Here is a 26346-nt window from a genome sequence, read left to right as displayed (position 1 = left end):
ATCCGGTTACCAATATAGTGTCGGTATCGATCATATACCAGTTTCGCCCCGGATACCAAGTTTCATACCGAAAGGTTCCTGCCATGTCCAAACCCAAGATCGCCATCGTCGTCGGCTCGACGCGCGCGGCCCGCTTCGCCGACGTGCCGGTGGAATGGTTCGCCAAGATCGCAAAGACCCACACCGACGCCGAGTTCGAAGTCGTCGACCTGCGCGACTATCCGCTGCCCTTCTTCGACGAGGTGGCTTCCTCGGCCTGGGCGCCGTCGCAGAACGCGGTGGCGCAGCGCTGGCAGAAAAAGGTGGCCTCGTTCGACGGCTTCATCTTCACCGCCGCCGAATACAACCACGGCCCGACTGCGGTGCTGAAGAACGCGCTCGATTACGCTGCCAAGGAATGGAACAAGAAGCCGGCCGGCTTCATTGGCTATGGTGGTGTCGGCGGTGCGCGCGCCGTCGAGCAGCTGCGCATGCATGCCGTCGAGCTGCAGATGGCGCCGACCAAGGCCGCCGTGCACATCGTCTGGGCCGACTTCCTGGCCGTTCGCCAGGGCGAGAAGCAGCTCTCCGACTTCGAGCATCTCAACCAGTCCGCCAACGGGCTGATCGAGGAGATCACCTGGTGGGCCAGGGCGCTGAAGCTTGCCCGCGAGGCCGACCTCATCGCCGAAGAGGCCAAGGCCGCCTGAGCGGCGAATTCCTGAAATTCCTCCCAGGGACTGGGGCGGCGCAAGCCGCCCTTTTCTTTTGGGCCGATGCCAAGATCTGCCCCCCACCGGTACCCACTCCCCGCAGGCGGGGAGTGGGGGGCGTAAGCGTCGGCGCTTCATCCTTCTCCCCGTTCATGGGGAGAAGGTGCCGGCAGGCGGATGAGGGGTAGTTTTCGTGAGGTGCGGACGCTTCCTACCGGGCTCCGCGGTGCGTGCCGGGCAGGCGCGAGGCCAGCACCTTGTCGATGCGGCGGCCATCGAGGTCGACCACCTCGAAGCGCCAGCCCTGTGCGTCGACGCACTCGCCGGTCGCGGGCAGGTGGTGCAGGTGCGACAGCACGTAGCCCGCCACCGTCTCGTAGTCGCGGTTCTCGGGCAGGTCGATATCGAGCTGGTCGGCCATCTCGTCGGCCTGCATGTAGCCGGCGAGCAACCACGAGCCGTCGTCGCGCTGCACGGCGGCGTCGGCCTCGTCCTCGTCGAGGTCGGAGCGGAAGACGCCGGTGATGGCTTCCAGGATGTCGGCCGGCGTGACGATGCCTTCGAAGTGGCCGTACTCGTCATGGACGAGCGCCATCGGCACGTCGGACTGCCTCAGCGTGGCCAGCACGTCGAGCGCGTCGGCCTGGTCGTGGACGATGGGTGCACTGCGCACATGCTTGCGCGGGTCGAAGGCACGGCCGGCGAGCAGGGCCGCGAGCAGCTCGCGGGTCTGCATCACGCCGACCATGGCGTCGACGGAGCCTTCGCCCGCCGGCAGGCGCGAATGCTGGGTCTCCATCAAGAGCTTGCGGACGGCCGCCTCGTCGGCCTGCAGGTTGATCCAGTCGACTTCGGTGCGCGGGCTCATCACGGCGCGGACGGCACGGTCGCCGAGCCGCATCACGCCGGCGATCATGCGGCGCTCGTCGGATTCGATGGTGCCGTGATGCTCGGCCTCGGCGACCAGCATCTTGATTTCCTCGTCGGTGACCTTTTCCTCGCTCTCGCCGCGCTGGCCGAGCAGCCAGAGCACGGCGCGGCCGGAAAGGTCGAGCAGCCAGACCAGCGGCAGCGCGATCCTGGCGAGCATCGCCATGGCCGGGGCGACGCGTACGGCGACGCCTTCGGGGTCGCGCAGGGCGATCTGCTTGGGCACGAGCTCGCCGATGATCAGCGAGGCATAGGTGATGATGGCGACGACGATGCCGACGCCGAGCGCGTTGGCGGCGCCGGCGCTGATGCCGTTGGCGACGAGAACGCCTGCAAGGCGTTCGCCGAGGGTGGCGCCCGAGAAGGCACCCGACAGCACGCCGACGAGCGTGATGCCGATCTGCACGGACGACAGGAATTTGCCCGGGTCGGCGCCGAGCTCGAGGGCGCGTCCGGCACCCTTGACGTTGCGGTCGATCATCGCCTTGAGGCGCGCCGGACGGGAAGAAACGATGGCAAGTTCAGACATTGCCAGGAGGCCGTTCACACAGATGAGGACGACCACGATACCGATTTCAGCGTAAAGCATAGCCGCCGCTCAATAGCATCTCGCCGGCAGGCTCGAAAAGATGCCTCGCACAACTCTTTCGGCGCGGTGCCGCTACTTGGCTGGGGCAAGTACCGCCACGACCATCTTGCCGTCGGTGAAATAGGGGTCGCCGGCGCCGTTGCGGCCGTTGCGGGTGTAGCCGCTGCCGGGCTCGATCCGTGACGACAGGATGCGGCCGGCGACCGAAAGGTCGGAGATGACCAGCTTGCGTTCGGCGTCGATGTCGGCGGCAATGTGGTGGGTGATCGCACCGGTGTCGTGGCTGATGCCCACGCCGCGGTCGAAGGTAGCCGAGCCGTACCAGGTGGGACGGCCGCTGTCACTGCGAACGAAGGTGCGCCAGAAGCGGACGTGATGGCGGGTGTCCGGGCTCCGCCCCGAGGGCTTCTCGAAGGCCAGGTCCTGGGGGCGGCCGTCGAACAGCAGCGTGCTCACCGGCGCGTCGTGGTAGGGCCTGTCCAGCACGACGCTCTCGCCGATCTCGACGGAAGAGCCAAGGGACAGGGCGTCGGCGCGACTCCAGCCGGCGGCCTCGAAGGCATCGACCATGTCCTGCTCCGAGCCGACCAGCGCGATGTTGATCGGGTCACCCGGGATGCCCTGCGGCGTGGTCGTGACCAGTGTGGGCGGCGTGATGCCGTCGCGCAGGATGCGGAAGGACCAGAATTCGGGAGCCGCGAAATAGGCAAGCCCGATATAGCTGGCGCAAAGGGCCGCGAACCACAGAGTGGCCTGTCTGTGCAGTTTGCCCCGAGCCATGGAATGCCGCCGCCAAGTTGCATCCCATTGTAACTCCGAACGGGTACAGGGTGCAAATCTTCGGATGTATCGCGCCTTTTAATGCGCCCATAGGTTGCCGGCAAGTGGTGCCGCAACGAATGGTCAGCGGCAGGCGCGGTAGCCGTTGCGGCGCTGCTTGATGTCGAAATGGAAGTGGTTGCGGTGGTCGTAATTGTAGCCGGGGCCGAGCACCGTGTTGAAGTAGTTGCAGCCGTCGGCGCGGATGGTGTTGAGGAAGCCGCGGGTGCGGAAGGCGAACAGCCCCGGCTTCTTGACGTCGATGTCGCGGCCGCTGTTGAGCTCGATGCGCATGATGTCGAGGGCGTTGCCCTTGCCGTGCTCCGACAGGGTTCGCGTGCCGGCGATCTTGCGGCAGGAATAGCTCGACCCCTGGTGGATGGTCTTGACGCCCGAGAAGTAGCGCAGGCGCGCGGCGGGCACGAGTTCGCGCTTGGTCCAGGCGGCGAAGCTGGCCGCCATGGCGCAGCTGACGGTGGCGGCGGGCTGCATCTTCACCGATCCGATGGACGAAACCCTGACCGGATAGTCGACGCCGCAGGCAGCACCATCCTGGATCGTCGGCAGGTCCTGGTACTTCACGCCGAGTTCCCTGAGATCGCTGCGGCACTGGACCTCGTCGGCCGGCATGACGGCGGGTACGCGCGGCTGGGGAGCCTGCGGCAGGGCGGAGGGATCGTCGAGGCGCGGGTAGGCGACTGTCTGCGGATTGGACGGAACCAGCGTCGGCAGTCCCCGCGCCGGCACCAGCGAGGCGGTCTGGACCGGCGGCGGCGATTCGGCCGTGATCTCACCCATCTCCGCGGCCTGGGCGTCGAGCGTCGGTTCGACCGGCTGCGCGTCGAGCACAGGATCGAGGCCGGCCTCGGGTGCGGATGCGATCATCGCGCCCTCGGGCTCCGGCGCAACCGCGGCCTGCTCGGGCGCCATCTCGACGGGCGCCACCTCGACGGGCGCCACCTCGACGGGCGGCAGGGAGGCGGTCCGGGTGCCGACGTCGACCGCCGGCTTGAGGGCAAAGACGTCGCCGGTGGTGCAGGCCGCGACGACGACGCTGGTGAAGGCAAGCGAGGCCGCCAGCCGAAATGCGCGCGCGCGCACCAAGCTTCTCGTTTCGCCGGCCAATGTGGCGATAGCGCGAAGATTTGCGGCCATCTTGGGCTCCTGTCCCCCTAAACCCCGAGCCTAACCGGCAAGGGTAAAGGAAAGATCAGCGCCGCGATTTACGGCTGGGGCCGAAATGCGGCCGGCCGGTCTGGATTCTACCTTGCTGGAAGCTTGGATTTGCTTGCGCGGTCAATCTATTGGCAGAAGGTGCCGCCGTTGCGGCGGGGCGCGAGATCGAGGTGGACGTGGCGCGCGTGGTCGGCGTCGCTGCCCGGGCCCAGCACCGTCTTGAACGGGCCGCAGGCGGCCTTGCGGACCAGCATCAGGAATTTGGCGTTTTCCTCCGGCGGGGCAGGCTCGACATCGATCGCCTTGCCCTTGGCCAAGGCGAAGCCGGCGATGTCGAGCGCGTTGCCGAAGGCATGTTCGGAAAGCTTGCGGGTGCCGTTGCGCGGTCGGCAGACATAGGCCGAGGCCTGGACGATGCCGGCCAAGTCCTGGCCGAAGGTGGATTTGGCGGCGGGGGCGACGACATCGGCGGTGAAGCGGGCGGTGGCTTCGGCGGTGGCACAGTTGACGATCGCATCCGGCTCGACGCCGACCGACTTCGACAGGCGCGACAACTTTATCGGGAAGGGCAGCGCACAGCCGTCCGCGCTGACCTCGGGCGCCGCCTCGTCGAAAGCGGCGCCCAGCGCCTCGAGGCGGCTGCGGCACGCGACTTCGGCCGGCGGCATCTTGGCGGGCCTGACAGCGTCGGAGCGTGGGTCGGGCAGCATCTTCGGCGGTGCCGGCGGGCCGAACGGCTCACGCGGCTCCCGCGGCTTTTGCGGCAGGCGGTCGGCGCGCGGAGGGCGCGGCTGCGGGATCGGGATGGCGGCCTGCCGACCTTCGCCTGGCTTCGGCTCGGGAGGCGGCGGGGCGGGGGCGGCGCTGGGCAAGGGTGCCCTTTCGGGAAGCTCGACGGCAACGGCTGCCGCCGGCAGCGGAGCGCTCGCGACCGCGAAGCTGGCGATAGCGAATGTCAGGACCGGCAGAGACGGGGGGAAAGGCTTGCGGAAATGCATCGCCGACAACGGCGACCTGGCGGAAGGGTTGCCCGGGAACGCGCCGAAGGCGATCACATTCGGTGACGCACTTGTCACCGGAGCGGGAGGTGATGCCGGGTCAGGCGCCGAGCGCCTCGAGGCCTTCCTCGAGATAGGCGCCGAGCATCGGCATGCCCAGCAGGTATTTCGCGGTGCGGCGGTTGCCGCGCAGGCGGGCTTCGGCGACGGCGTCCGTCCACTCGGTGGCGTCGAAATCGCCGCGCCCCAGCCAGGCAAGTGCTACCAGCTCGGCCGCTTCGTCGACATTGAGGTCGTCGATCAGCTCGCGCAGCTCCTTCTCGGTGAGGTCTTCTTCCTCCTCCTCGGCAAGGCCGTCGTGATGGTGGTTGTCGCGCACGTCGCCGTCGAACTCGATTTCGTGCTCGGAACCGTCCTCGTAGTCTTCGTTGACGGCGGCACTGATGGCCTTGGCCTTGAGGATGAACAGCCTAACCGTGTCCGGGCCGATTGCCAGTTCCCAATCCTTCTCGCGCCGCTGCTGCACGACCGTGCTCCAGGTATCGCCTCAGGTCTGCCTCCCGCGCTGATGATAGCGCATTTGGCAGCCACGTCATCAACTCGTTGTTTCGGGCGGAACCTGCATCTTGACATGGCGCCGGACAGGTCGGAAAAGCGCGCCTCCTTCCCCAGATGCGGACCCTCACATGGCTATGCTGCTGTCGCCGAAGATTTTTCCGGTGCTGATGCTGATCGCGTCCAATGTTTTCATGACCTTCGCATGGTACGGCCACTTGAAGTTCAAGGCGGCGCCCCTCTATGCGGCGGTCATCTTCAGCTGGCTCATCGCCTTCTTCGAATACTGGCTCGCCGTACCCGCCAACCGCGTCGGCCACGAGGTCTACTCGGCGGCCGAACTGAAGACGATGCAGGAGGTGATCACGCTGAGCGTCTTCGTCATCTTCTCGGTCTTCTACCTCAAGGAAGGAATCACCTGGAACCACGTCGCCGGCTTCGTGCTGATCGCCGGCGGGGCCGGGCTGATCTTCCGCGGCTGAGGCCGGACGAAACCGCGCCTCCCATGCGTTTGCCTCGCAGGAAAACGCATGGTGGAGGTAGCAATGCAGTCCCGTTATCTCAAGCTCATCGCAGGTGCGCTCGTGTCGCTGCCGCTGTTTGCGGCGCCTGCATTCCCGGCCGATAGCGGCGGCGGCGGCGGCGGAGGCGGTGGAACGTCGGGCGGCGGTGGCGGAAACGACGGCACCCAGGTGAAATGCCGCACCGGCCTCGTCTACAACACCCGCACCAAGAAATGCCAGAAGCCACAGTCCGGCATGATCGACGACAACAGCCTCTATCTCGCCGGCCGGGCGCTGGCCATGGACGGCAAATACGACGAGGCGATCAAGGTGCTGACGCTCGCCGCCGACAAGACCGACCCGCGCATCCTCAACTACCTCGGCTATTCGCACCGCAAGGCGGGCCGCGTGCTGGTCGGCCTCGGCTACTACCAGGAGGCGATCCTCAACGATCCCGACTACATGCCGGTGCGCGAATATATGGGCGAGGCCCACCTGACGCTCGGCGACGTCGCCGGGGCCAGGCTGCAGCTGTCCGAGATCGAGAAACGCTGCGGCAAGGGGTGCCGCGAATATGGCCTGCTTTCGGAGCAGATCGAGACCTATCTGCGAGGGTGAGGGAGTAGGGGGAGTAGGGGAGTAGGGGGGTTAGGGGAGTAAGGGAGTACGTGGCGACGATGCTTCCTTCCGCCCTCCATACTCCCCTATTCCCTTACTGCCTTACTCTCCTACGAACGTCGCGCCTCGAAGCTCCGGATGAAATCGCCTTCCCGTTGCGTTAATCTGCGTGGGCAGAGCACAGGAGGTGGCGATGCAGTCCCGATTTGCGAAGTTGCTGGCCGGCGCGACGGTGTCGCTGCCGCTGTTGGTTGGTCCGGTCCTCGCCGCGGGCGAGAGCGGCAGTTCGAACGCTCCGCCGAAGTGCCGCACGGGCCTTGTCTACAACAGCAAGACGAAGAAGTGCGAACCGCCCAAATCGGGCATGATCGACGACAACGACCTCTACGAGACCGGCCGGGCACTGGCCATGGACGGCAAGTACGACGAGGCGATCAAGGTGCTGACGCTCGCCGCCGACAAGACCGACCCGCGCATCCTCAACTATCTCGGCTATTCGCACCGCAAGGCCGGCCGCGTGCTGGTCGGCCTCGGCTACTACCAGGAGGCCCTGCGCAACGATCCCGACTACACGCTGGTGCGCGAGTACATGGGCGAGGCGCAGCTCATGCTGGGCGACGTGGCGGCCGCGCGCGTGCAGCTGTCCGAGATCGAGAAGCGCTGCGGCAAGGGCTGCCGCGAATACGGCATGCTGGCAGAGCAGATCGAGGCCTATCTGCGCGGGTAAGGGAGTAGGGGGTAGGGGAGTAGGTCGGACCGTAAACCGCCCTATTCCCCTACTCCCTTACTCCCTTACTGCCCTACGCCCTTTTCTTTCGACGTTCTCTAACAAATTTCGAGTATGTAGTGTTGACTCAACCATAAATAGTATTAGCCTGCCTGCAATAATCCGGGGGCGGGGCGATGACCAGTCGTAGTCGATTGAGTCATTGGGCATTTTTCATTGCAGCAATTTTGGGCGTGGCTTCATGTGCCGCGCTGCCGCAGGACGACGACGTCAAAACCTTTGCCAATGCGGCGTCGGTGTCCTCGTCTGCAATGCAAAATGCCCTCGAAACGAATCGCATGCTGGCGGTCGGCATCAGCCGCGAGCGCGAAAGCCTCGCGTATGCGTCGGGCAATCCGAACTACCAGCTGCGGTTGAATGACCAGGACGCGGCTTTGATCGTGACCGCCGACGCGCAACTGGCCGTGCTCGCGGCATTGGGCGCCTATGCCAGGGCGCTCAGCCGGGCAGCGGACCAAGGCGTGACTGCGGAACTGGCAAGCGCCGCCAAGGAGATGGCGTCGGCAGCGGGCGGCCTCGCGGCGGCGGCGTCGCCCTCCGCCGCTCCGATCGTCGAGCCGGCGTTCAATCTCGGCGGCAACCTGATCGGGCTGGGCCTGAAGGATCGGTACGCCCGGTCGGTCCGCAACGTGATCAGGCAGGTCGATCCTGCGGTGCAGGACCTCGCAGCGAGGATGCCGGAAAGCGTGCGCACGGTTGCGCTCGAGACAAGAGAGCAGACCAAAAGCTACGAGACAAAGCGGTTGGAGACGCTTGATTCAATCAGGCGCGATCGCCGGCTTGACCGGCTGCAACTCTACAAGGAGTACCTGGTCGCCCGCAGCGATGTGGACGGTGCTTTTGCCTTGCAAGAAAAGCTGGAAGGCTTGGACGAGGTGTTTTCCAGGCTGGCGGCCGCCCACAAGGCCTTGGCGACCGGCGAAGGCGACCCAAGCGAGCAGGTCCAGGCATTCGCGTCGGTGGCAAATGATCTCGCCGCCCTCATCAAGGCCGTCAACGAAGCGAGGTCCAGCAAATGAACTCGGACGAAATAGGCAGGCTGATAGCCAACCGGAACCGAAAGATACGTCGGTTGCTTTTGCACGGCGTCAGCGTGGCGCCCGAGGCGTTCGAGGCCGCCACGGGACATGCGCGCGCCGCGGCGCTCAATCTGGTCGTCGAGCGGTCGCTGTCCAACAAGGCGGCTCGGGAGGCGCTGGCTTCCACCCATTCCGCATTGGCCGAGCTTTCGCGCCGCAATCCCGGCATGCGGCCGCACTACAACCGCCTGATGGACGTCGTCCTCGTCGAACTTGCCAAACTCACCCAGATTGCGCTCGACAGCGAGAACTACCAACCCCTGACCGATGCCTTCAAGGGCGCAAGGGCCAAGCTCGACGACGCCTACCAGCAGGCAAGGAAGACCATTGCGGGCATGAAGAACGCTGCCGCCATACTGGCCGCCTTCGGCGCGCTTGTCGGCGCGCTCTGAACGTTTGACCTTGCCTGTTGCTTAGGGTGGATGGGGCAGGGCGGCGGGCATTCCGACGGGTGCAGCCCCGCCGCTTGAGCCGCGCGACGCCAGGCGATTCCGCTGGCCGCAAAATGCCCTAATCGCCCCGCGACAGCCGGATGATGGCGCCGTCGGCCTCGTCGGTCAGCAGCCAGACCGAGCCGTCGGGGGCGATGTCGACGTCGCGGATGCGGCCGAAGGCGCCGTCGAGCATCCGTTCCTCGTCGAGGATCCTGCCCCTGGCGTCGCGGTCGAGCCGGCTGAGCAGGCCGAATTTCAGCGAACCGACCAAAAGGTCGCCCTTCCATTCGGGAAACATGGCGCCCTGGTAGCTGGCGAGCCCCGAAGGGGCGATGGAGGGGTCCCAGTAGTAGAGCGGCTGCTCGTAGCCTGGCGCCGCGGTGCCGATGCCGATCTTTGCGCCCGAATATTCGACGCCGTAGCTGATCACCGGCCAGCCATAGTTCTTGCCCGCTTGCGGGCGGTTGATCTCGTCGCCGCCGCGGGCGCCATGCTCGGCGGTGACGAGGCCGCCCAGCACCGGGTCGAAGGTGGCGCCCTGGATGTTGCGGTGGCCCTTGGACCAGATTTCCGCCGCCATGCTCTTGCCGTCGGGCGAGGGGTTGTCGGCCGGGATCGAGCCGTCGGCCTCGATGCGCAGCACGGCACCTGCGGTGTCCTGCATGTCCTGTGCCCGCTTCGCCTGGCCGCGGTCGCCGGTGGTGACGAACAGCGTGCCGTCGTCGTTGACGACGATGCGCGAGCCGAACTGCAGCCCGGACGAGGATTTCCTCGCCATGGAATAGATGACCCTGACATCCTCCAGCCTGGCGGCGGCGCCATCGCGTACCAGCCTTGCGCGGGCCACGGCCGTTCCGGCGCCGCCGCGGCCCGGTTCGGCATAGGAGAAGAAGATCGTGCCGGAACCGGCGAAATCGCGGGCCACGGCGACGTCGAACAGCCCGCCCTGGCCGCGCGCCCACACCTCGGGCACGCCTTCCACCGGCTGGGACAGCCCCGATTGGGTCAGGATGCGGATGCGGCCCGGCCGCTCGGTGACGATCGCCTCGCCATTGGGCAGGAAATCGAGGCCCCACGGGTTCTCGAGGCCGCCGGCGACGATGTCGGCGCGCAGCGCCACGACATCCGTTTCGAAGCTGCGGACCTGCGCGTCGGCCGGCAGGGGCACGGACAGTAGCGCTGTGGCGAGGAGGGATGATTTCATCGTCATGATCGGGACATAGGTGAACGAACCGGACGGACAACGGCAGCAGAGCAACAAAGCGGCGCCATTTCAATCACAAGCGGGTGAGCTGCCGCGGCGTTGCATGCGACTTGCCAACAGCTGTCGGGCAGCCGGCGCATTTTTTGACGTGAATTCTGCGGCAGGATTGCTATATTCGGATGAGATTGAGGTGAAACGGTTCCGTTAGCCGAGGCTTCCGGACCGTTTTCTTTTTTTGTGCCTCGCGGCGCCCAGGGCGGGCTGCGGGGCACGGGCCAGGAGAGGTCGACTATGAACAAGGTTCCGATGACGGCGGGTGGATTCGCGACGTTGAAGGAAGAGCTGCGCTGGCGCCAGCAGGAAGAGCGGCCGCGCATCATCGAAGCGATTTCCGAGGCCCGCTCGCACGGCGACCTTTCCGAGAACGCCGAATATCACGCGGCCAAGGAATCGCAGAGCCTCAACGAGGGCCGTGTCCACGAGCTCGAGGACCTGATCGCGCGCGCCGAGGTGATCGATGTCACCAAGCTCAATGGCGACAAGATCAAGTTCGGCGCGACCGTCGTCCTGGTCGACGAGGACAGCGAGGAAGAGAAGACCTATCAGATCGTCGGCGACCAGGAGGCCGACGTGAAGGCGGGCCGCATCTCGATCTCGTCGCCGATCGCGCGCGCGCTCATCGGCAAGGAAGTGGGCGACGCCATCGAGGTCAACGCGCCGGGCGGCGCGCGCGGCTACGAGATCGTCCAGATCCAGTTCATCTGAGGTCGTTGCGGATGGGCCTTGCGAGGCCGGAACAGGCAAACATGACCGTGATCGACGCCCCGGCCGGACGCGCCGGCGCGGTCGATATGGCGCGGGTGGAGGTGATCGCCCCCAACCTGAAGAAGCGCCTGTCGGGGGTGACCAGCACCATCGTGCAGCTGGTGCCGCTGCAGGCGCGCGAGCTGGGCATTGCCGTGGTCGGTCCCGGCCTGCCGGACAACCTGCCGAAGATGCGCTGGTGGCAGCTGCCGTCGCTGCTCCGGCGCCCGGCTTCGGGGCGGCCGCGCATCTGGCATGCGCGGCGCAACGTCGAGATGGTGGCGGGGCTCGCGCTGCGGCACGTCTGCCGGGCGCCGCTCAGGCTCGTCTTCACCTCCGCCGCCCAGCGCGACCACAGGCCGTTTACCAAGTGGCTGATCCGCCGCATGGACGGCGTGATCGCGACGAGCCGGCTCTCGGGGGGCTTCCTCGACGTGCCGCACAAGGTGGTGATGCACGGGGTCGACCTCGAGAAATTCCATCCCGCGCGGGAGGCCGACGACCGGTTCGCCGCCGCCGGCCTGCCCGGAAGATACGCCATCGGCTGCTTCGGCCGCGTCCGCCACTCGAAGGGCACCGACCTGTTCGTCGATGCGATGATCGCGCTGCTGCCCGACCATCCGGACTGGACCGCCGTGATCACCGGCCGCGTGACGGCCGAGCACAAGGGCTTCGCCGACGAGCTCAGGCGGCGGATCGCTGCGGCCGGGCTTTCGGAGCGCATTCTTTTCCTGGGCGAGGTGCCCGACGTGGCGGTGTGGTACCGGCGCGTGACGCTCTATGTCGCCCCGTCCCGCAACGAGGGCTTCGGGCTGACGCCGCTCGAGGCCATGGCGTCGCGCACTGCGGTGGTGGCGAGCGACGCCGGCTCCTATTCGGAGATCGTCACGCCTGGCGTGACCGGCACGGTGGTGGCGGCCGGCGACGGCGACGCCTTGCGCGAGGCGATCCGCCCCTATCTCGCCGATCCGCAACTGGCGGTGGCGCATGGCGCCAGCGGCCTGGACGACGTGCGGGTCAGGTTCCGGCTCGAGGGCGAGGCGGCCGGGCTGCGCGAAGTGTATGAGCGGGTATGGGGACAGTAATTTTCGTCGCCAACAAGAAGTACTTTCCGATCTCTGGAAGGTATTGGGCAAGGCATCACAAAATTTTTCATTGGATCAGACGCCTTCCTTCTGACCCAATATTGTCTTTTGTGGAAATGCAGCTTGAGGTGAAACTTGCTCTTGCGGGTATGTCTTTGTGCTGTCGGGAAGCTTGTGCAAATTGAAAATTGAGGCGTTCATCATTCACCTCGAGCGTGCGACCGCGCGGCGGCAGCAGGTGGACGCGCTCGCGGCGGCGTTGCCCATGCCGGCCAACATCGTCGATGCAGTCGATGGACTGACCCTCTCCGACGACGACATTGCCAAGGTCTATCGTCGTCGTTTGCACAGCCCGAGATACCCCTTCGAGTTGCGGAAAACCGAGATCGCCTGCTTCCTGTCGCACCGCAAGGCATGGCAGTCGATCCTCGACAAAGGACTGGACGCGGGCCTGATCGTAGAGGATGACGTTGATGTCGACGTTGCCAAGCTCGTTGAGATCCTTTCGGCTGTTCAGCAGACGTTCGGTAGTGCCGACTACCTTCGCTTTCCCCAAAAAATGAACGAGAACGGACAGATACATGCCGAAATGGGCGCATCTCTAGTTTTCGAGCCAAGGTTGCCTGGTCTGGGAATGGTGATGCAACTTGTTGGCCCAGGCGCTGCGGCCGGCCTGCTCGAGACCACGTGCCAATTCGATCGTCCGGTGGACACTACAATCCAATTGCGGCGGCTGCACCCGATTCGCGTGCTGTCTTCGCGGCCTATCTGTGTTCGAGAAGTGAGTTCCGCGTTCGGTGGCTCGATGATTCAAAACAAAGGCAAGAGAATTGGCGAGGTTCTTGCTCGAGAAATAAAGCGTTCAATCTATCGCTTTGCTGTGCGTCGAGGTGTCGACGTTGCACCAAAATAGGTAATTATAGTGATCATTATGATTTCGGAAGTTTACTGTTGTAGTGAATCTGATATAGTTTTGATTCTGTCATAAATGAGTATATTGATCCTATCGTTGCATGTATGAATCCTGTCATGCCGCATAGAAAATATCTTCTTATGAAGAATATCTTGATAAAATAGAAAATAGGACTTGTGAAAAGTCGGAATATTCGTGGAGTATTTCCGCTCCTAAATAGTTGCTCGGCCTTCAGGCTTGAGTATTGATTTTCCTTCTGAATCTGTTCTGCGATTGAAATTGACCTTGCGTGAAGGATGTGACCTTTTTTTGACGTTTTAATCTCTCCGTCGATGATTACCCCTTCATGAACTAGCTGTTCGATATTGTATTTTGCGCGACCTCGCCGCATCAGTCGCACGCTTCCTCCGTACCGCACGGATTCAGGCGTGTATCCATATCCATACAGAAAGATCCTGAAATTGATGCGCCAAGCGCCCACATGCCTTGGAGCGCGTACCAGCGCCTTCAATTCATTCGCCAAGGCTGCGTCGAGGCGCTCGTCTGCGTCGAGGTTGAGGCACCATTCTTCCTTGGCTTGGTCCAGTGCGTACTGTTTTTGGCGTGCGTAACCAGGCCACTGGTTGTGAAACAGGCGTATCGGGTATCCTTGCTGACGGTAAGACTCCAGCAGATCCAGGGTCCCGTCGGTGGAGCCCGAGTCGACAACGACAATGTCATTGCAGATTGCGAGGCTTTCGATACAAGGGCCGATCATGTCCACCTCGTCGCGACAGACAATGTAGGCGGATATTGGCAGGCGGTCCTGGTTCATCGCTTGGAGACTCCGGCAGGCACTGTTGATGTGGCGCCCACGTGAGCATGGGCAGCTTGATGTATGATTAGGGGTGGAGAGCATACGATGCCCATTAAATTATTCTGGTGGGGCGGTGATACGGGTGGGATCAACTTTGGTGACAGCATTTCGCCGCTCATCGTTCGCCACCTGTCGGGCAAGGAAGTGGTGCATAGAACCGTTCCACACTGCGACGTCGTGGCGGTAGGTAGCCTAATCGACACCGTCGTACGCAAGCAGTGGAGACGAGACATTGCGTTTCGACTGAGCAGGATCAAAGTCTGGGGCTCGGGTTCATTCAAGCCGCATCGCGTGCGGAAGCATCGCAGATTGGACGTATTTGCCGTCCGCGGTCCACTGACGCGGGATGCCATGAACCTTGACCCTGATCTACCCCTTGGCGACCCGGGACTGCTCATCGATCGGCTGCAGCCTTTGGTTGCAAAAAGGTACAGATGGGGAATTATTCCTCATGTCGTAGATGCTGATGCCTCCATCATATCCGAGGTCAGCAATGGCACGGAAAATTCCATTGTAATAAATCTTCGCAATCCTGACCTTCTCGAGACAATCAGACAAATAATGTCGTGTGACTTTATTGTGTCGTCAAGTTTGCATGGTGTCATTGCGGCCGATGCACTTGGAATTCCTCACCTATGGACAAAGGTCGGAGATAAGGTCTTTGGGGTTGACTGGAAGTTTAGGGACTATTTCCTGAGCATGGAGAGGGAGGCGCCAGCCCCCATCTCCTTGGGGGGCGATCTGCGCAAACTGGAAGATCAGGCAGTGCGCTCGGAGCGATCCGTGGTGGAGAAGCGGCAAAATGCGCTGGAGAGTTCCTTCAAGCTAATGAACTTGTAGGCTTTTCTGCAGCGCGTTTTCGACGCGTGTAAACTCTATTTCTCGCAAAGCCACAGAATGCGGTCGGGCTTCTGCCTGAAAATGGATTGCGGGAGTACGCCGAGTTCCGTGACTGATCTGAACAATCCGCTGTCGAAGAAGGAGCTATATCTCTCCTTCTGATGGCCAGGATGCGCCTCAAAGACGACATAGCGGCTTACATTTTCTCGCGCAATGCGGACCAGATTTTCCGGTTTCCGCAGATGGCTGTAGATCGAGAACATGAAAGCCGTGTCGAAAGTCTCGGTCGCGGGCAAGGTATCGTTGTCCACGTCAAAGCGACGAAATTCGACAGTCGGATGCAGCCCCTCGAACATGGCGAAGCGAGAGGCTACGTCCACCATGGCCGGCGAAATCTCAAGGCCGAGCGATGAACCGGCTCCAAGTGAGCGTGCCAGAAGCGAACTCATTCCCACGTTGCTCGCCACGTCAAGTATCCTAGATCCGTTCAGCACATGAGAAGGGATCATTTGCAGGCGACGAATGGCGTCATTGCGCCGTCCATTGATGATCTCTTGTCGATTGAAGAACAGACTCTGATACGGCAGGTTCCTGTTTCCGGTGCCGTAGTACTCCTTCATGTGCGAATACTTGAGGAACGCCAAATCGATCGGCCAAATCTCGGCCTTGATGGTGCGGCCGAGCGCTAGCGCGAACGCAGTGCGGTGGTTGCCGTCGACGACAAACAAGCTTCCGTTCGGTTCGAGGCGCGTCAGGATCGGAGGCCGCGATTTGTTGCTTGCACGATATGCTTCAAAGTGACTGCGAAAATCCGCCAGACGGCGTTCGATACGATTTTTGTCGTCGGTGGCCCAGCTGGCCTTCAGGTAGTCCAGATAGTAGTCGGACGCCGTTGCGATCGCGGCCTTATCTCCCGTGGCCAGTGCGCTGGCCAATGCAAAGTGCGGGGTGTCTACCACCTGCACGTTCGTTCGTTGCAGCCGCCTGAAAAAAAAGTCCGCGGTAGATGCCTTAAATTGATAGAAGTGAAACTGGCCGATTGCCGACTTATCAAATGTCGCAGTCTGTGCACTGCGCACTCTGCGCAGTCGAACAGCCAAATTCCTTCTCAAATTTTCGAATGCCATGTGGCCTCCGCTTCCAGATCGTGAATGAACGTACTGCCGCACTATGCTTGGCGACGGCCAAGTTCAAGCCGGGTAGCCGTATTTTTGCAGGGACTGACGGGAGCAAATCTGATTCATCGCCCCTAAATCCCCACCAGGCCCTCGTCCTTGACCTGCCTGATGGTGAGTGCGGTGCGCACCGTGTCGACGTTGGGCGAGGACGTCAGCTCGTCGATGACGAAGCTCTGGAAGCTGCCGAGGTCGGGGGCGACGCAGTGGAGCATGAAGTCGCTCTCGCCCGACACCATCCAGGCGCTGCGCACGATCGGCCAGTTGCGCGTGCGCTCGGCGAAGGAGCGGAGGTCCGCTTCCGACTGGCGGTTGAGGCCGACCAAGCAGAAGGCGACGACGTCCATGCCGAGCGCCGGCGCGTTGAGCGCCGCCCGATAGCGCAGGATGATGCCTTCGTCTTCCAGCCGCTTGACGCGGCGCAGGCAGGGGGGCGCCGAGATGCCGACGCGGCGCGATAGCTCCACATTGGTCATGCGGCCGTCGTCCTGCAGCTCGCGCAGGATCTTCCAGTCGATGGCGTCGAGGTCGGCTTTGATAGCCATGTGCGCTCCCGGATTCGCGCAAGAATCTTTCGTGCATCCGTCAATAGACCAGCCGTCGGACTTCGGAAACCCGAATGGCCGCAAAATGCTGCCGCGTAGGTGAGGCACGAACCGCCGCGAGGCGATGCCGCAGGATGCCGGCTTCCTGCGAACGGCAAGCCGCCCTCGAACATCGGAAACCCGAGCACCGCAAACTGCGTCGATTTCTGGAGTGGGGCCGAACCGACGCTGCTCGGGCTCGACGCCTGCTTTCCGCCGAGCGACAGCCCCCCTGGAACTTCGGAAACCCGAGCGGCTGCAACATGACGCCGCATTCGGGGCGAGGTCCGAACGGTCGGGAAATGCACGCGCTAAAAGCCGGCTTCAGGCGTGGCGAGCCGTCGGGGAACCCAGGAAACCCGAGCGCCATGAAATGCGACCGGGCGATGCTATGGCTGTTCCCCATAGCGGCACCGGACCCGCTTCGCCACGGCACCCGCGCCGCGCCAAATGCAAGCTTTCGGGGGAGTAACATCTTGTCGCCTTGCACGGGGAGGGGGTGAACCCCTAGATTAGGAGCGTTCTGCGCCCTGTTTCAGCGGGCGTGGGCCCGTTTCCATTGACCGTGAAGGCTCCTCGATGACCGCCAAACATGCGCCCGTCCTCATCATCGGTTCCGGTCCGGCCGGATACACGGCGGCGATCTATGCGGCGCGCGCCATGCTGAAACCCGTGCTCGTCGCCGGCATCCAGCAGGGCGGCCAGCTGATGATCACCACCGACGTGGAGAACTATCCGGGCTTCGCCGAGCCGATCCAGGGCCCGTGGCTGATGGAGCAGATGCGGCTGCAGGCCGAGCATGTCGGCACCGAGATCATCAACGACATCATCACCGAGGTCGACCTCGACGTGCGGCCGTTCAAGGCCAAGGGCGATTCCGGCACGCTCTACACCGCCGACGCGCTGATCATCGCCACCGGCGCCCAGGCTAAGTGGCTGGGCCTGCCCTCCGAGCAGGTGTTCCAGGGCTTCGGCGTCTCCGCCTGCGCCACCTGCGACGGCTTCTTCTACCGCGGCAAGGACGTGGTGGTGGTGGGCGGCGGCAACTCGGCGGTCGAGGAGGCCCTCTACCTCGCCAACCTCGCCAAGACGGTGACGGTGGTGCACCGCCGCGATCATTTCCGCGCCGAGCGCATCCTGCAGGAGCGGCTGTTCGCCAAGAACAACATCAAGGTGATCTGGGACCACGCGGTGGACGAGATCGTGGGTGCGCCGGCGCAGAAGCCGCTGCCGCCGTCGGTCAACGGGGTGCGTCTCAAGAACGTGCACACCGGCACCATCACCGAAATGCCCACCGACGGCGTGTTCGTGGCGATCGGCCATGCACCGGCTGTCGAGCTGTTCGTCGGCAAGCTGAAGCAGAAGCCGAACGGCTATCTGTGGACCGAGCCGAACTCGACGCGCACCAACCTGCCGGGCGTGTTCGCCGCCGGCGACGTCACCGACGACGTCTACCGCCAGGCGGTCACCGCCGCCGGGCTCGGCTGCATGGCGGCGCTCGAAGCCGAAAAATACCTGGCCGGCATAGAAGTGCATCGCGAAGCGGCCGAATAAGGCCGGCCATACGCCAAACATAAGAGGGGAAACATGGCGTTGGATTGGGACAAGTTGCGCGTGTTCCACGCAGCGGCGGAGGCTGGCTCGTTCACGCATGCGGCCGAGACGCTCAGGCTGTCGCAGTCGGCGATCTCGCGCCAGGTCAGCGCGCTCGAGCACGACATCGGCGTGCCACTGTTCCACCGCCATGCCCGCGGCCTGGTGCTGACCGAGCAGGGCGAGATGCTGTTCCGCACGGCGCACGACGTGCTGATGAAGCTCGAGACGATCAAGACGCGGCTGACCGAAACCAAGGACAAACCCTCGGGCGTGCTGAGGGTGACGACGACGGTCGGCCTCGGCGCCGGCTGGCTCACCGACCGCATCCAGGAATTCCTCGAACTCTATCCCGACATCCAGCTGCAGCTCATCCTCGCCAACGAGGAGCTGGACCTGACCATGCGCCAGGCCGATTGCGCGATCCGCCTGCGCCAGCCGCAGCAGCCGGACCTGATCCAGCGCCGCCTGTTCACGGTGCACTTCCACCTCTATGCCTCGCCGGCCTACGTCAACAAATACGGCAAGCCGGAAACGATCGCCGACCTCAAGAAGCACCGCATCGTCACCTTCGGCGTGCCGGTGCCGGCGCATCTCAGCGAACTCAACTGGCTGGAAACAGTCGGCGACTTCGAGGGCGGCCAGCGGGTGCCGACGCTGCAGATCAACGACATCCTGTCGATCAAGCGCGCCGTCCAGACCGGCGCCGGCATCGCCATGCTGCCCGACTACGTCATCGGCAAGGACGCGAACCTGGTGCAGCTCCTGCCCGAAACCGAGGTGCCGTCCTTCGACACCTATTTCGCCTATCCCGATGCGATGCGCGACCAGGCGAAGCTGCATGCCTTCCGCGACTTCATCATCGCCAAGGCGCGCAGCTGGGCCTATTGAGGCCGGGCATCGTCGCCATCCCAGGGCGTGAGGCGGGGCAGCCAGCCCGGCACGTGTCGGCGATAGGCCTCGTACGCACGGCCGTAGCGGCTGGCGAGCACCGGCTCCTCATAGAAGCGCACGAAGACCGCGAAGGCTGTCCCGACCGCCGCGGCGTAGACGGCGAGCGACGCGCTCCAGAATATCGATGCCTGGCCGAGGATGATCGACAGCACGGCGACGTACATCGGGTTGCGCAAATAGCGATAGGGGCCACCGACCACCAGCCGGTCGGTGGGGGCGACGGGCGCGGGCGTGCCGAGGCCCTCGAGCGCAAAGCGCGCGAAGGCGTGGAGCAGGACGGCGAGGCCTGCGGCGACGACAATGCCGCCGACGGCCACCAGCGGGCCAGGGGCGAGCGGTGCGGCATAGCCGCCGACGAGCAGCCACGGCACCAGGCCGGCGACGACGCCGGGCGCGAGCACGAAGAAGAGGGCGCTGCCGAGGAGTGCGACTGGCTTGCGCATGCGATGCCCTCCTGTTGATCGGGTTGCCGGTATATTGCCCATCTGCACTTTTCCGCCGCAAGTATCGCTTTCGCCTGCCCGATCCGGCGTCATTGCACTGCAGCGAAACCTTCCCGGATACTTTGGAGTTTTTGCGCAGTGCGGCAGGGCGCGGCGGGCAAAACTTGGCCGCCTTCGCCGGTTTTCTCTGGTCCTATGCGGTTTCTAACATTGTTGGACCACAGCCCGTGCCTTTTTGCATGAGTGCATTGCAAAATAGATGCTTGTTTATTGGGCATGGAGGGAACATATATTGACCATCTCCAGGGCGCGTTCCTCCTCCCATTAGCGCCCTCGAGTGTTCCCCTCTGGAGGTTAGCCTTAATCGGCACTTCCAAACAAACTCAGCCGGATCTTCTTGGATCCGGCTTTTTTGTTGCCCGAATCCCAGGCCCAAGCACCTCGATCTCCGCGCCTCCTCCCAGGGCGCCGTGGGTTCAATGACGTACACAAGGGACGCTGCAGATTGTGACTCCGGCATCTCTCTCGTTTACGGGCGACCTCACCCGAGGCCCGGATGTTCGCGGTGCAATGGGTCGTCGTCGCACGTCGCGCATGCGCTTTCCGGAAAATCGGTTCCGATTGTCGGCCACATGCACCAAATGTGCCGCGTAACAGTGACATGTAACGTCAGGTAACATTCCCGGAACCGGCTGCCAGGACTAGGTTTTTCATGGACGCGGTGATTGGTGCCGCGGGAGATGGGGGCATCACCCGCAGCACCAGGGCTCAGGCAAGGCGCCGCGTCCAGCAGTTTGCCGGTGGGCTGATTATCGGCCACGATGCGGCGGACCTGCCGTCCCGCCTCCCGCGGAACGGTCCGCAAAAAAGCGGCGTCCTGGAATTTGCCAGGGCGCCGCTTTTGTTTTGTCGGCAGGCCTGCTCAGGTCGGCTTCGGGACCGTGATTCGATATTTCATGAAAGCGTCCCCGGGGGGGCAGCATGGGCGGAAGACCGAAGATTCATACGGGCGGCTGCCTTTGCGGTGCCGTTCGTTTCGCGGCGGTCGGCGTGGCCGGCAAGCCGCACACCTGCTCGTGCCGCATGTGCCAGCGCCACACCGGAGCCCTGACCGCGGCCTGGGTGGAGTTCGACCGCGACAAGGTAAGCTGGACCGGGCCGGGCGGGGCGCCCACGGTCTATCGCTCGTCGGAAATGTCGAACCGTGCCTTCTGCCCGGCCTGCGGCAGCTCGCTCGGCGCCATCGACGATGCGCCCGTCGTGGCGTTGCTCCTGGGCACGTTCGACAAGCCGGGCACGCTTGAATTCAAGCCGACGGCCCACTCCTTCCGGAGCGGGCGGCCCAAATGGTGGCATGTCGAGGTGAAGGCCGGCTAGGAGCGGCGGCAGGGCTCACATATAGAGCCTGGACGGATCCTTGCCGGCATAGAGGTGCGATACCTCGGCGGCGTAGCCGTTGAACAGCTGCGTCGGCACCAGCTCGCCCGTCTGCAGCACGCGCTCCCTGGCCTGGCTCCAGCGCGGGTGCGGCACCTCGGGATTCACGTTTGCCCAGAAGCCGTATTCGCTCGGCTGGATCGCCTCCCACAGGCCGAGCGGCTGCTCGGCGACGAAGTCGATCTTGCGGATCGACTTGATCGACTTGAAGCCGTATTTCCACGGCAACGCCAGGCGGATGGGCGCGCCGAACTGCTTGGCGAGCGGCTTGTCGTAGGCGCCGGTGACCAGGAAGGGCAGGTCGATCGACGCCTCCTCGATGGTGACGCCCTCGACATAGGGCCAGGGGTAGAGGAAGTCGTTCTGGCCCGGCGCCATCTTCGGGTCGAGGAAGGTCTCGAAGCGGATGAACTTCGCATCCGACCTGGGGCCGACCATCGCCACCAGCGCTTTCAGCGGAAAGCCGCTCCAGGGAATGGTCATCGACCAGGCCTCGACGCAGCGGTGGCGATAGAGCCGCGTCTCCAGCGGGAACTTGCGGATCAGGTCGTCGATCGCAATCGTCATCGGCTTGTCGACAAGCCCGCCGATGGCGACCTCCCATGGCCGCGTCTGAAGCTGCTGGGCGTTGGCGGCGATCTCCTTGTAGGAGCCGTATTCGTAGAAGTTGTTGTAGTTGGCGTTGACCTCCTCGGGCGTCAGCGGCCGGTCCAGCTTGTAGGCCTCGTTGCGCCGGGCAGGGTAGAGGTCGGCAGTCGGGTCCTTCTCCTCGGCGCGCGCGTGGCGCGGCAGGGCTGCTGCTGCGAGGCCCAGCCCCATTCCGGCGAGTATGGCGCGGCGGTTGAGGAAGACGTCCTCGGGCGTCGCCAGCGCCTCGGAAATCGCCCAGCTCGGGCGGCGGTGTATGACTACCATCGTATATGCTCCTGTCCGGGGAAGGTTCGGCCTTCGGCGGCGCGAAATCAATGTTTGCCTGTTCACATACGCGTGCGGAGGGGCGATTGTTTCGCCGGGCGGCAGGGCTCACGGGAGTTTGATGGCGGCGCAATTTGGTCGCCGGCGAGGCGGGCGATCTTGGGCGGCGTTCTCGATTTGGTTTTGGCGCATGGCAAAGGCGGCCTGTGCGCCTCCCTGACCGGCTTTGCCCCCTCACCGCCTCGCTGCACTCGGCACCTCTCCCCCACTTCGTGGGGGCGAGGAACCCAAGCTGGAGGCGCCGATCGCAGCTTCGGCCGTTGGCGTTTCTTATCCCGTGGTGGGGGAAGGATGTCCGGGCGACAGGGGAGCCGCCCGGACGCAGTGCCTACGCAGCCTTGCCGGCCGACTGCACGGCCTCGTCGGCGAGGCGGCCGGTGAGTTCGGCCATGTGGTCGAACTCGGCGCGGTAGGTGGCGGCACCGGCGGTCGCCGAGCGCAGCTCGATGATGAGGTCGCCGATCTCCGACTGCGGCATGGTCGCCTCGACGACGTCCCAGCCCAGCCAGCCGTCGCGGGCGTCGTAGCCGAGAATCTGGCCGCGCCGCTGCGGCACCAGCGCGATGATGCGGGCGGTGGCATCCGAGGGCGTGAGGATCACCACCTTCATGACCGGTTCGAGCAGCACCGGTGAGCAGGCGCCCATACCCTCCTTCATGGCGATCTTGGCGGCCATCTGGAAGGCCATGTCGGAGGAATCGACCGTATGGTAGGAGCCGTCCGACAGGTTCACGGCGATATCGACGACGGGGAAGCCCAGCGGACCGGTTTTCAGGAAGTCGCGCACGCCGGCCTCGACGGAGGGGATGTACTGCTTGGGCACGACGCCGCCGGTGATCGAGTCGGTGAACTCGAATCCCGAACCGCGCGGCAAGGGCTTGATCTCGATGACCACGTCGCCGAACTGGCCGTGGCCGCCCGACTGCTTCTTGTGGCGGCCGCGCTGCTGGACGCCCTTGCGGATCGTCTCGCGGTAGGGGACGGCGGGCGCATGGCCCTCGATCGGGATCAGGTTGCGGCCTTCGAGGCGTTCCCTGACGACGCGCAGATGCATCTCGCCGTGGCCGGACAGCACGGTTTCGGCCGAGTCCTGGTTGTGGTGCAGCGTCAGCGAGGGGTCCTCCTCGGCAAGCCGCTGGATGGCGGCCGACATCTTCACCTCGTCCTTGCGCTCCTTGGGCCTGAGCGCGAAGGCATAGACGGGCTTCGGTGGCTCGAGCCTGACCAGTTGCGTGGTGCCGCCCTTCGCCGTGGTCAGCGTCCGCCCCGTGGTCACGTTGTCGAGCTTGCCCAGCGCAACCGTGTCGCCGGTGCCGGCGGACTGCAGCTTGGACTGGTCCTTGCCGAGCATGCGGTAGATGCCGGACACCTTGGCGGTATCCGTGGCGGTGAGCCAGAGTTCGGCTCCGTCGGCGACGTTGCCCGACAGGATGCGCGACACCGACAGCTTGCCGCCATGCGGCGTGTGGATGGTCTTCATCACCTGCACGATCGTGCCGTCGCCGGCCCCGAGCCGCTTGCGCGTCGCCTCTACGTCGGGCGCGTCGTGGCGGATGGCCTTGAGCAGGCGCAGCGCCCCGTTGCCCTTCTCGGCGGCGCCGATGAGCACCGGGACGACGGTGCCGTCGCGCAGGTCGGCGGCGAGGTCGTCGAAGATCTCGTCCTTGGGCGGCTCGATCTCCTCGAGCAGCTGCTCCATCAGCTGGTCGTCGTGGTCGGCCAGGGTCTCGAGCATGGCGAAGCGCGCCTCGAGTTCGCGGGCCTTCTCGTCGCCCGGTATCTCGGCGATCTCGCTCTCGGCGTATTCGCGGTAGATGTAGGCGCGCTCCAGCGCCAGGTCGATCGAGCCGACGACGACGCCGTCCTTACGCAGCGGGATCTGGCGCAGCAACAGCGGAGCGCGGCTGGCCGGCTGCAGAAGCTTCAGCGTGTCGCGCACGCCGGCGGTGCCCTTGTCGACCTTGTTGAGGAAGAGGATGCGCGGCACCCCGAGATCGTCGAGCCGGCGCATGATGAGCTGGAGCGCCGGGATCTTCTTCTCGTCTGGTTCGGCGACGACGACGGCGAGGTCGCAGGCTGCCAGCACGGGCTCGGCCTCGAAGGCGAATTCGACGGAGCCCGGGCAGTCGACGAAGGTGATGCTCTCGCCCATGAATTCGGTGGTGGCGAAGACGGCCTCGACGCTCATGGCGTGGGCCCTGGCCTCGGCGGAGTGGTCGGAGACGGTGTTGCCGGATGAGACCGGGTTCTGCTTGGGGATCGTGCCCGTGCGGGCGAGAAGGGCTTCGAAGAGCGTGGTTTTACCGCTGGCGTAGGGACCGACGATGGCGATGCATTTCGGTCCCGTACGTCTTCCTCCGGCGCGATTACCCATGATCTGACCTCCACTCAGGCGTTTTATCCCTGAAGCGGCGGCCGGCCTGTTCGACCGTCGCGGGCATGTTCCTGTTTCGATGGGCCTCCCTAGCTGGCTTATCGAAACACGGCTTTGAGAGCAGGGCAAGGGGATGCAGCGGGCAATGCTGCCCCTGCGACAGGCAAAATGCCCGGCGCTCCAAAAGCGGCAGAAAATGTCGCAATGGGCTTACTGATCGGGCGGTGTGCCAAACAACTATCCAGTCGGGGGGAATGATTACGGCAGCCACATTCGTCTGGAGGAACTCAGCCAAATGTCCAATGAACTCGAATATCTTGGGCGCCTTGTCGTCGGCGGGCAGCTGTCGCGCCGCGACTTTCTCGGTCGCGCGGCAGCACTCGGCGTCACGGCATTTTCGGCCAACGCGCTGCTCGGCAACGCGGCGCGCGCGCAGACGCCAACCAAGGGCGGGATACTGAAGGCAGGCATGGTCGGAGGCGCGGCCACCGACAGCCAGGACCCCGCCACCTGGGCAAGCCAGGTGCCCTATACGATCGGCCGATGCTGGGGCGAGCAGATGCTTGAGGTGTCGCCGGCCGGCGAGATCGAGCCCAGGCTGGCCGAGTCCTACGAGGCGTCCGACGACGCCAAGACCTGGCACTTCAAGATCCGCAAGGGCGTGACCTTCCACAACGGCAAGGACCTCACCCCCGGCGACGTGATGGCGACGCTGGAGCGACACGCCGACGCCAACTCGAAATCGGCGGCGCTGGCCTTCGTCAGCCAGTTCGAAAGCATGAAGGTCGACGGCGACTATGTCGTGATCCAGCTCAAGGAGGCCAACGCCGACCTGCCATACGTGGTCAGCGACTTCCACCTGATGATCCAGCCCAATGGCGGCAAGGACGATCCGACCGCAGGCATCGGCACGGGGCCATACAAGTTGGTGGTCAACGAACCGGGCGTGCGCCATGGCGCCGAACTGACCAAGGGCTATTGGGGCTCCGACAAGCGCGGCCATGCCGACCAAGTCGAAGTTGTCGTCATCAACGACGCCACGGCGCGCACGGCGGCCCTCCAGGGCGGCCAGGTCGACATGATCAACCGCGTCGAGCCGAAGATCGTGGATCTCATCAAGCGCGTGCCCGGCGTCGAGATCCGCAACGTGCCGGGCAAGGGGCACTACGTCTTCATCGCCCACTGCAACACTGCGCCCTTCGACAACAACGACCTCAGGCTGGCGCTGAAATATGCGGTGGACCGCAAGGAGATGGTGCAGCGCATTCTCGGCGGCTACGGCTCGGTCGGCAACGACATGCCGGTGACCCAGGCCTATGCGATGTTCCCGGAAGGCATCGAGCAGCGGACGTACGATCCCGACAAGGCGGCCTTCCACTACAAGAAGTCGGGGCATGACGGGCCGATCCTGCTCAGGACCTCCGACGTGGCGTTCCCCGGGGCCGTGGATGCCGCGCAGCTCTACCAGCAGAGTGCCGCCAAGGCGGGCATCCCCATCGAGGTCAAGCGCGAACCCGGCGACGGCTACTGGTCGGAAGTGTGGAACAAGCAGCCCTTCTCGATGTCCTACTGGACCGGGCGGCCGACACAGGACCAGGTCTACTCGATCGCCTATCTGTCGAAGGCCGAGTGGAACGACACCCGCTTCTTCCGCGAGGACTTCGACAAGCTGATCCTGGCCGCGCGCGGCGAACTCGACCAGGCCAAGCGCAAGGAGCTCTACCGCCAGGCGGCAATCATCCTGCGCGACGAGGGCGGCATGATCGCGCCGATGTTCAACAACTACATCGACGCCACCGGCACCAAGGTGGGCGGCTGGGTCGACGACCCGAACGGCGAGCTGATGGGCGGCCATGCCCTGACCAAGTGCTGGGTCAACGCCTGAGGCAAAGGTCGAGCGCGGAAAACGGGCGGGCGCGTGGCCCGCCC

The 26346-nt window shown here is 64.3% G+C and carries 26 protein-coding genes; 14 read left to right on the top strand and 12 right to left on the bottom strand.

Annotated elements, in window-relative coordinates:
- The first annotated feature begins 83 nt into the window (after nt 1-83).
- A complete protein-coding gene (locus AmiPiv_RS14880) occupies nt 84-689 on the top strand; it encodes an NADPH-dependent FMN reductase (RefSeq protein ID WP_340038259.1) in 606 nt (201 codons plus the stop codon).
- A 214-nt stretch (nt 690-903) separates the two neighbouring features.
- Here AmiPiv_RS14880 and AmiPiv_RS14875 read toward each other — a convergent pair whose 3' ends face one another.
- The 5 genes from AmiPiv_RS14875 to AmiPiv_RS14855 all read right to left on the bottom strand — a co-directional run bounded on the left by AmiPiv_RS14875 (nt 904) and on the right by AmiPiv_RS14855 (nt 5730).
- Complete coding sequence (locus AmiPiv_RS14875) at nt 904-2211, bottom strand: hemolysin family protein (protein WP_340038258.1); 1308 nt, start codon at nt 2209-2211, stop codon at nt 904-906.
- 72 nt (nt 2212-2283) lie between these two features.
- A complete protein-coding gene (locus AmiPiv_RS14870) occupies nt 2284-2991 on the bottom strand; it encodes an LssY C-terminal domain-containing protein (RefSeq protein ID WP_340038257.1) in 708 nt (235 codons plus the stop codon).
- A 123-nt stretch (nt 2992-3114) separates the two neighbouring features.
- On the bottom strand, nt 3115-3915 hold the full coding sequence (locus tag AmiPiv_RS14865) for an extensin-like domain-containing protein (RefSeq protein ID WP_340038372.1): 801 nt from the start codon (nt 3913-3915) through the stop codon (nt 3115-3117).
- A gap of 416 nt (nt 3916-4331) precedes the next feature.
- Nucleotides 4332-4916: an extensin-like domain-containing protein gene (locus tag AmiPiv_RS14860; RefSeq protein ID WP_340038256.1), complete on the bottom strand. Its 585-nt coding sequence runs from the start codon at nt 4914-4916 to the stop codon at nt 4332-4334.
- Between the two features lie 388 nt (nt 4917-5304).
- On the bottom strand, nt 5305-5730 hold the full coding sequence (locus tag AmiPiv_RS14855; protein WP_340038255.1) for a DUF3775 domain-containing protein: 426 nt from the start codon (nt 5728-5730) through the stop codon (nt 5305-5307).
- A gap of 160 nt (nt 5731-5890) precedes the next feature.
- Between AmiPiv_RS14855 and AmiPiv_RS14850 the strand changes: the two genes are divergently transcribed.
- From AmiPiv_RS14850 to AmiPiv_RS14830, 5 genes are all read left to right on the top strand, one after another.
- On the top strand, nt 5891-6241 hold the full coding sequence (locus AmiPiv_RS14850) for a DMT family protein (RefSeq protein WP_340038254.1): 351 nt from the start codon (nt 5891-5893) through the stop codon (nt 6239-6241).
- 63 nt (nt 6242-6304) lie between these two features.
- A complete protein-coding gene (locus AmiPiv_RS14845) occupies nt 6305-6880 on the top strand; it encodes a tetratricopeptide repeat protein (protein WP_340038253.1) in 576 nt (191 codons plus the stop codon).
- A 193-nt stretch (nt 6881-7073) separates the two neighbouring features.
- Nucleotides 7074-7607 (top strand): tetratricopeptide repeat protein, encoded by a 534-nt coding sequence (locus AmiPiv_RS14840; RefSeq protein ID WP_340038252.1) that lies wholly within the window; start codon nt 7074-7076, stop codon nt 7605-7607.
- Between the two features lie 176 nt (nt 7608-7783).
- Nucleotides 7784-8686, top strand: a complete 903-nt coding sequence (locus AmiPiv_RS14835) for a hypothetical protein (protein WP_340038251.1) — start codon at nt 7784-7786, stop codon at nt 8684-8686.
- 53 nt (nt 8687-8739) lie between these two features.
- Nucleotides 8740-9138, top strand: a complete 399-nt coding sequence (locus tag AmiPiv_RS14830) for a hypothetical protein (protein ID WP_340038250.1) — start codon at nt 8740-8742, stop codon at nt 9136-9138.
- Nucleotides 9139-9256: 118 nt separating this feature from the next.
- On the opposite strand, the gene AmiPiv_RS14825 is transcribed toward AmiPiv_RS14830, so the two are convergent.
- Nucleotides 9257-10390 carry a PQQ-dependent sugar dehydrogenase gene (locus AmiPiv_RS14825; protein ID WP_445206959.1) on the bottom strand — a complete coding sequence of 378 codons (1134 nt, stop codon included), beginning with the start codon at nt 10388-10390 and terminating at the stop codon, nt 9257-9259.
- Nucleotides 10391-10675: 285 nt separating this feature from the next.
- Between AmiPiv_RS14825 and greA the strand changes: the two genes are divergently transcribed.
- From greA to AmiPiv_RS14810, 3 genes are all read left to right on the top strand, one after another.
- Nucleotides 10676-11149: a transcription elongation factor GreA gene (gene greA / locus AmiPiv_RS14820; RefSeq protein WP_340038248.1), complete on the top strand. Its 474-nt coding sequence runs from the start codon at nt 10676-10678 to the stop codon at nt 11147-11149.
- Between the two features lie 41 nt (nt 11150-11190).
- Nucleotides 11191-12273, top strand: a complete 1083-nt coding sequence (locus AmiPiv_RS14815; RefSeq protein ID WP_340038247.1) for a glycosyltransferase family 4 protein — start codon at nt 11191-11193, stop codon at nt 12271-12273.
- 181 nt (nt 12274-12454) lie between these two features.
- Complete coding sequence (locus AmiPiv_RS14810; protein ID WP_340038246.1) at nt 12455-13186, top strand: glycosyltransferase family 25 protein; 732 nt, start codon at nt 12455-12457, stop codon at nt 13184-13186.
- Between the two features lie 16 nt (nt 13187-13202).
- Here the strand turns inward: AmiPiv_RS14810 and AmiPiv_RS14805 are convergent, their stop codons facing one another.
- Complete coding sequence (locus tag AmiPiv_RS14805; protein WP_340038245.1) at nt 13203-14000, bottom strand: glycosyltransferase family 2 protein; 798 nt, start codon at nt 13998-14000, stop codon at nt 13203-13205.
- An 87-nt stretch (nt 14001-14087) separates the two neighbouring features.
- Between AmiPiv_RS14805 and AmiPiv_RS14800 the strand changes: the two genes are divergently transcribed.
- Complete coding sequence (locus AmiPiv_RS14800; RefSeq protein ID WP_340038244.1) at nt 14088-14882, top strand: polysaccharide pyruvyl transferase family protein; 795 nt, start codon at nt 14088-14090, stop codon at nt 14880-14882.
- A 35-nt stretch (nt 14883-14917) separates the two neighbouring features.
- On the opposite strand, the gene AmiPiv_RS14795 is transcribed toward AmiPiv_RS14800, so the two are convergent.
- Nucleotides 14918-16009, bottom strand: coding sequence for a methyltransferase domain-containing protein (locus AmiPiv_RS14795; RefSeq protein WP_340038243.1), 1092 nt, complete (start codon nt 16007-16009; stop codon nt 14918-14920).
- Between the two features lie 122 nt (nt 16010-16131).
- The gene (locus AmiPiv_RS14790) at nt 16132-16602 is read right to left on the bottom strand and encodes an Lrp/AsnC family transcriptional regulator (RefSeq protein WP_340038242.1); all 471 of its coding nucleotides are present in this window, start codon (nt 16600-16602) and stop codon (nt 16132-16134) included.
- A gap of 618 nt (nt 16603-17220) precedes the next feature.
- Here AmiPiv_RS14790 and trxB point away from each other — a divergent pair.
- Together trxB and AmiPiv_RS14780 are read left to right on the top strand one after the other, a co-directional pair.
- Nucleotides 17221-18195, top strand: a complete 975-nt coding sequence (trxB, locus tag AmiPiv_RS14785) for a thioredoxin-disulfide reductase (protein ID WP_340038241.1) — start codon at nt 17221-17223, stop codon at nt 18193-18195.
- A gap of 33 nt (nt 18196-18228) precedes the next feature.
- The gene (locus AmiPiv_RS14780; RefSeq protein ID WP_340038240.1) at nt 18229-19125 is read left to right on the top strand and encodes a LysR family transcriptional regulator; all 897 of its coding nucleotides are present in this window, start codon (nt 18229-18231) and stop codon (nt 19123-19125) included.
- Here the strand turns inward: AmiPiv_RS14780 and AmiPiv_RS14775 are convergent.
- On the bottom strand, nt 19119-19631 hold the full coding sequence (locus tag AmiPiv_RS14775; RefSeq protein WP_340038239.1) for a methyltransferase family protein: 513 nt from the start codon (nt 19629-19631) through the stop codon (nt 19119-19121). The two genes, AmiPiv_RS14780 and AmiPiv_RS14775, sit on opposite strands and share 7 nt — an antisense overlap.
- Before the next feature lie 981 nt (nt 19632-20612).
- Here AmiPiv_RS14775 and AmiPiv_RS14770 point away from each other — a divergent pair.
- Nucleotides 20613-21008, top strand: coding sequence for a GFA family protein (locus AmiPiv_RS14770; RefSeq protein ID WP_340038238.1), 396 nt, complete (start codon nt 20613-20615; stop codon nt 21006-21008).
- A gap of 15 nt (nt 21009-21023) precedes the next feature.
- Here the strand turns inward: AmiPiv_RS14770 and msrP are convergent, their stop codons facing one another.
- Both msrP and AmiPiv_RS14760 read right to left on the bottom strand, forming a co-directional pair.
- Nucleotides 21024-21983 (bottom strand): protein-methionine-sulfoxide reductase catalytic subunit MsrP, encoded by a 960-nt coding sequence (gene msrP, locus AmiPiv_RS14765; protein ID WP_340038237.1) that lies wholly within the window; start codon nt 21981-21983, stop codon nt 21024-21026.
- Between the two features lie 388 nt (nt 21984-22371).
- A complete protein-coding gene (locus tag AmiPiv_RS14760) occupies nt 22372-24417 on the bottom strand; it encodes an elongation factor G (protein ID WP_340038236.1) in 2046 nt (681 codons plus the stop codon).
- 295 nt (nt 24418-24712) lie between these two features.
- Between AmiPiv_RS14760 and AmiPiv_RS14755 the strand changes: the two genes are divergently transcribed.
- The gene (locus AmiPiv_RS14755) at nt 24713-26302 is read left to right on the top strand and encodes an ABC transporter substrate-binding protein (RefSeq protein WP_340038235.1); all 1590 of its coding nucleotides are present in this window, start codon (nt 24713-24715) and stop codon (nt 26300-26302) included.
- Nucleotides 26303-26346: the final 44 nt, after the last annotated feature.

Origin of the sequence: Aminobacter sp. Piv2-1 (assembly GCF_037625995.1) — a bacterium.
Lineage (GTDB): Bacteria > Pseudomonadota > Alphaproteobacteria > Rhizobiales > Rhizobiaceae > Aminobacter.
This window is presented reverse-complemented; position numbering and strand designations above follow the sequence as displayed.

What these genes read in the sequence shown, in the direction of transcription:
- AmiPiv_RS14815 (WP_340038247.1), top strand. Translation starts at nt 11,191, where the DNA reads ATGACCGTGATCGACGCCCCGGCCGGACGCGCCGGCGCGGTCGATATG.
- AmiPiv_RS14805 (WP_340038245.1), bottom strand. Translation starts at nt 14,000, where the DNA reads ATGAACCAGGACCGCCTGCCAATATCCGCCTACATTGTCTGTCGCGAC.
- AmiPiv_RS14770 (WP_340038238.1), top strand. Translation starts at nt 20,613, where the DNA reads ATGGGCGGAAGACCGAAGATTCATACGGGCGGCTGCCTTTGCGGTGCC.
- AmiPiv_RS14860 (WP_340038256.1), bottom strand. Translation starts at nt 4,916, where the DNA reads ATGCTGCCCGACCCACGCTCCGACGCTGTCAGGCCCGCCAAGATGCCG.
- msrP (WP_340038237.1), bottom strand. Translation starts at nt 21,983, where the DNA reads ATGGTAGTCATACACCGCCGCCCGAGCTGGGCGATTTCCGAGGCGCTG.
- AmiPiv_RS14795 (WP_340038243.1), bottom strand. Translation starts at nt 16,009, where the DNA reads ATGGCATTCGAAAATTTGAGAAGGAATTTGGCTGTTCGACTGCGCAGA.
- AmiPiv_RS14800 (WP_340038244.1), top strand. Translation starts at nt 14,088, where the DNA reads ATGCCCATTAAATTATTCTGGTGGGGCGGTGATACGGGTGGGATCAAC.
- AmiPiv_RS14760 (WP_340038236.1), bottom strand. Translation starts at nt 24,417, where the DNA reads ATGGGTAATCGCGCCGGAGGAAGACGTACGGGACCGAAATGCATCGCC.
- AmiPiv_RS14825 (WP_445206959.1), bottom strand. Translation starts at nt 10,390, where the DNA reads ATGACGATGAAATCATCCCTCCTCGCCACAGCGCTACTGTCCGTGCCC.
- AmiPiv_RS14840 (WP_340038252.1), top strand. Translation starts at nt 7,074, where the DNA reads ATGCAGTCCCGATTTGCGAAGTTGCTGGCCGGCGCGACGGTGTCGCTG.
- greA (WP_340038248.1), top strand. Translation starts at nt 10,676, where the DNA reads ATGAACAAGGTTCCGATGACGGCGGGTGGATTCGCGACGTTGAAGGAA.
- trxB (WP_340038241.1), top strand. Translation starts at nt 17,221, where the DNA reads ATGACCGCCAAACATGCGCCCGTCCTCATCATCGGTTCCGGTCCGGCC.
- AmiPiv_RS14775 (WP_340038239.1), bottom strand. Translation starts at nt 19,631, where the DNA reads ATGCGCAAGCCAGTCGCACTCCTCGGCAGCGCCCTCTTCTTCGTGCTC.
- AmiPiv_RS14865 (WP_340038372.1), bottom strand. Translation starts at nt 3,915, where the DNA reads ATGATCGCATCCGCACCCGAGGCCGGCCTCGATCCTGTGCTCGACGCG.
- AmiPiv_RS14835 (WP_340038251.1), top strand. Translation starts at nt 7,784, where the DNA reads ATGACCAGTCGTAGTCGATTGAGTCATTGGGCATTTTTCATTGCAGCA.
- AmiPiv_RS14880 (WP_340038259.1), top strand. Translation starts at nt 84, where the DNA reads ATGTCCAAACCCAAGATCGCCATCGTCGTCGGCTCGACGCGCGCGGCC.
- AmiPiv_RS14780 (WP_340038240.1), top strand. Translation starts at nt 18,229, where the DNA reads ATGGCGTTGGATTGGGACAAGTTGCGCGTGTTCCACGCAGCGGCGGAG.
- AmiPiv_RS14850 (WP_340038254.1), top strand. Translation starts at nt 5,891, where the DNA reads ATGGCTATGCTGCTGTCGCCGAAGATTTTTCCGGTGCTGATGCTGATC.
- AmiPiv_RS14875 (WP_340038258.1), bottom strand. Translation starts at nt 2,211, where the DNA reads ATGCTTTACGCTGAAATCGGTATCGTGGTCGTCCTCATCTGTGTGAAC.
- AmiPiv_RS14845 (WP_340038253.1), top strand. Translation starts at nt 6,305, where the DNA reads ATGCAGTCCCGTTATCTCAAGCTCATCGCAGGTGCGCTCGTGTCGCTG.
- AmiPiv_RS14755 (WP_340038235.1), top strand. Translation starts at nt 24,713, where the DNA reads ATGTCCAATGAACTCGAATATCTTGGGCGCCTTGTCGTCGGCGGGCAG.
- AmiPiv_RS14870 (WP_340038257.1), bottom strand. Translation starts at nt 2,991, where the DNA reads ATGGCTCGGGGCAAACTGCACAGACAGGCCACTCTGTGGTTCGCGGCC.
- AmiPiv_RS14790 (WP_340038242.1), bottom strand. Translation starts at nt 16,602, where the DNA reads ATGGCTATCAAAGCCGACCTCGACGCCATCGACTGGAAGATCCTGCGC.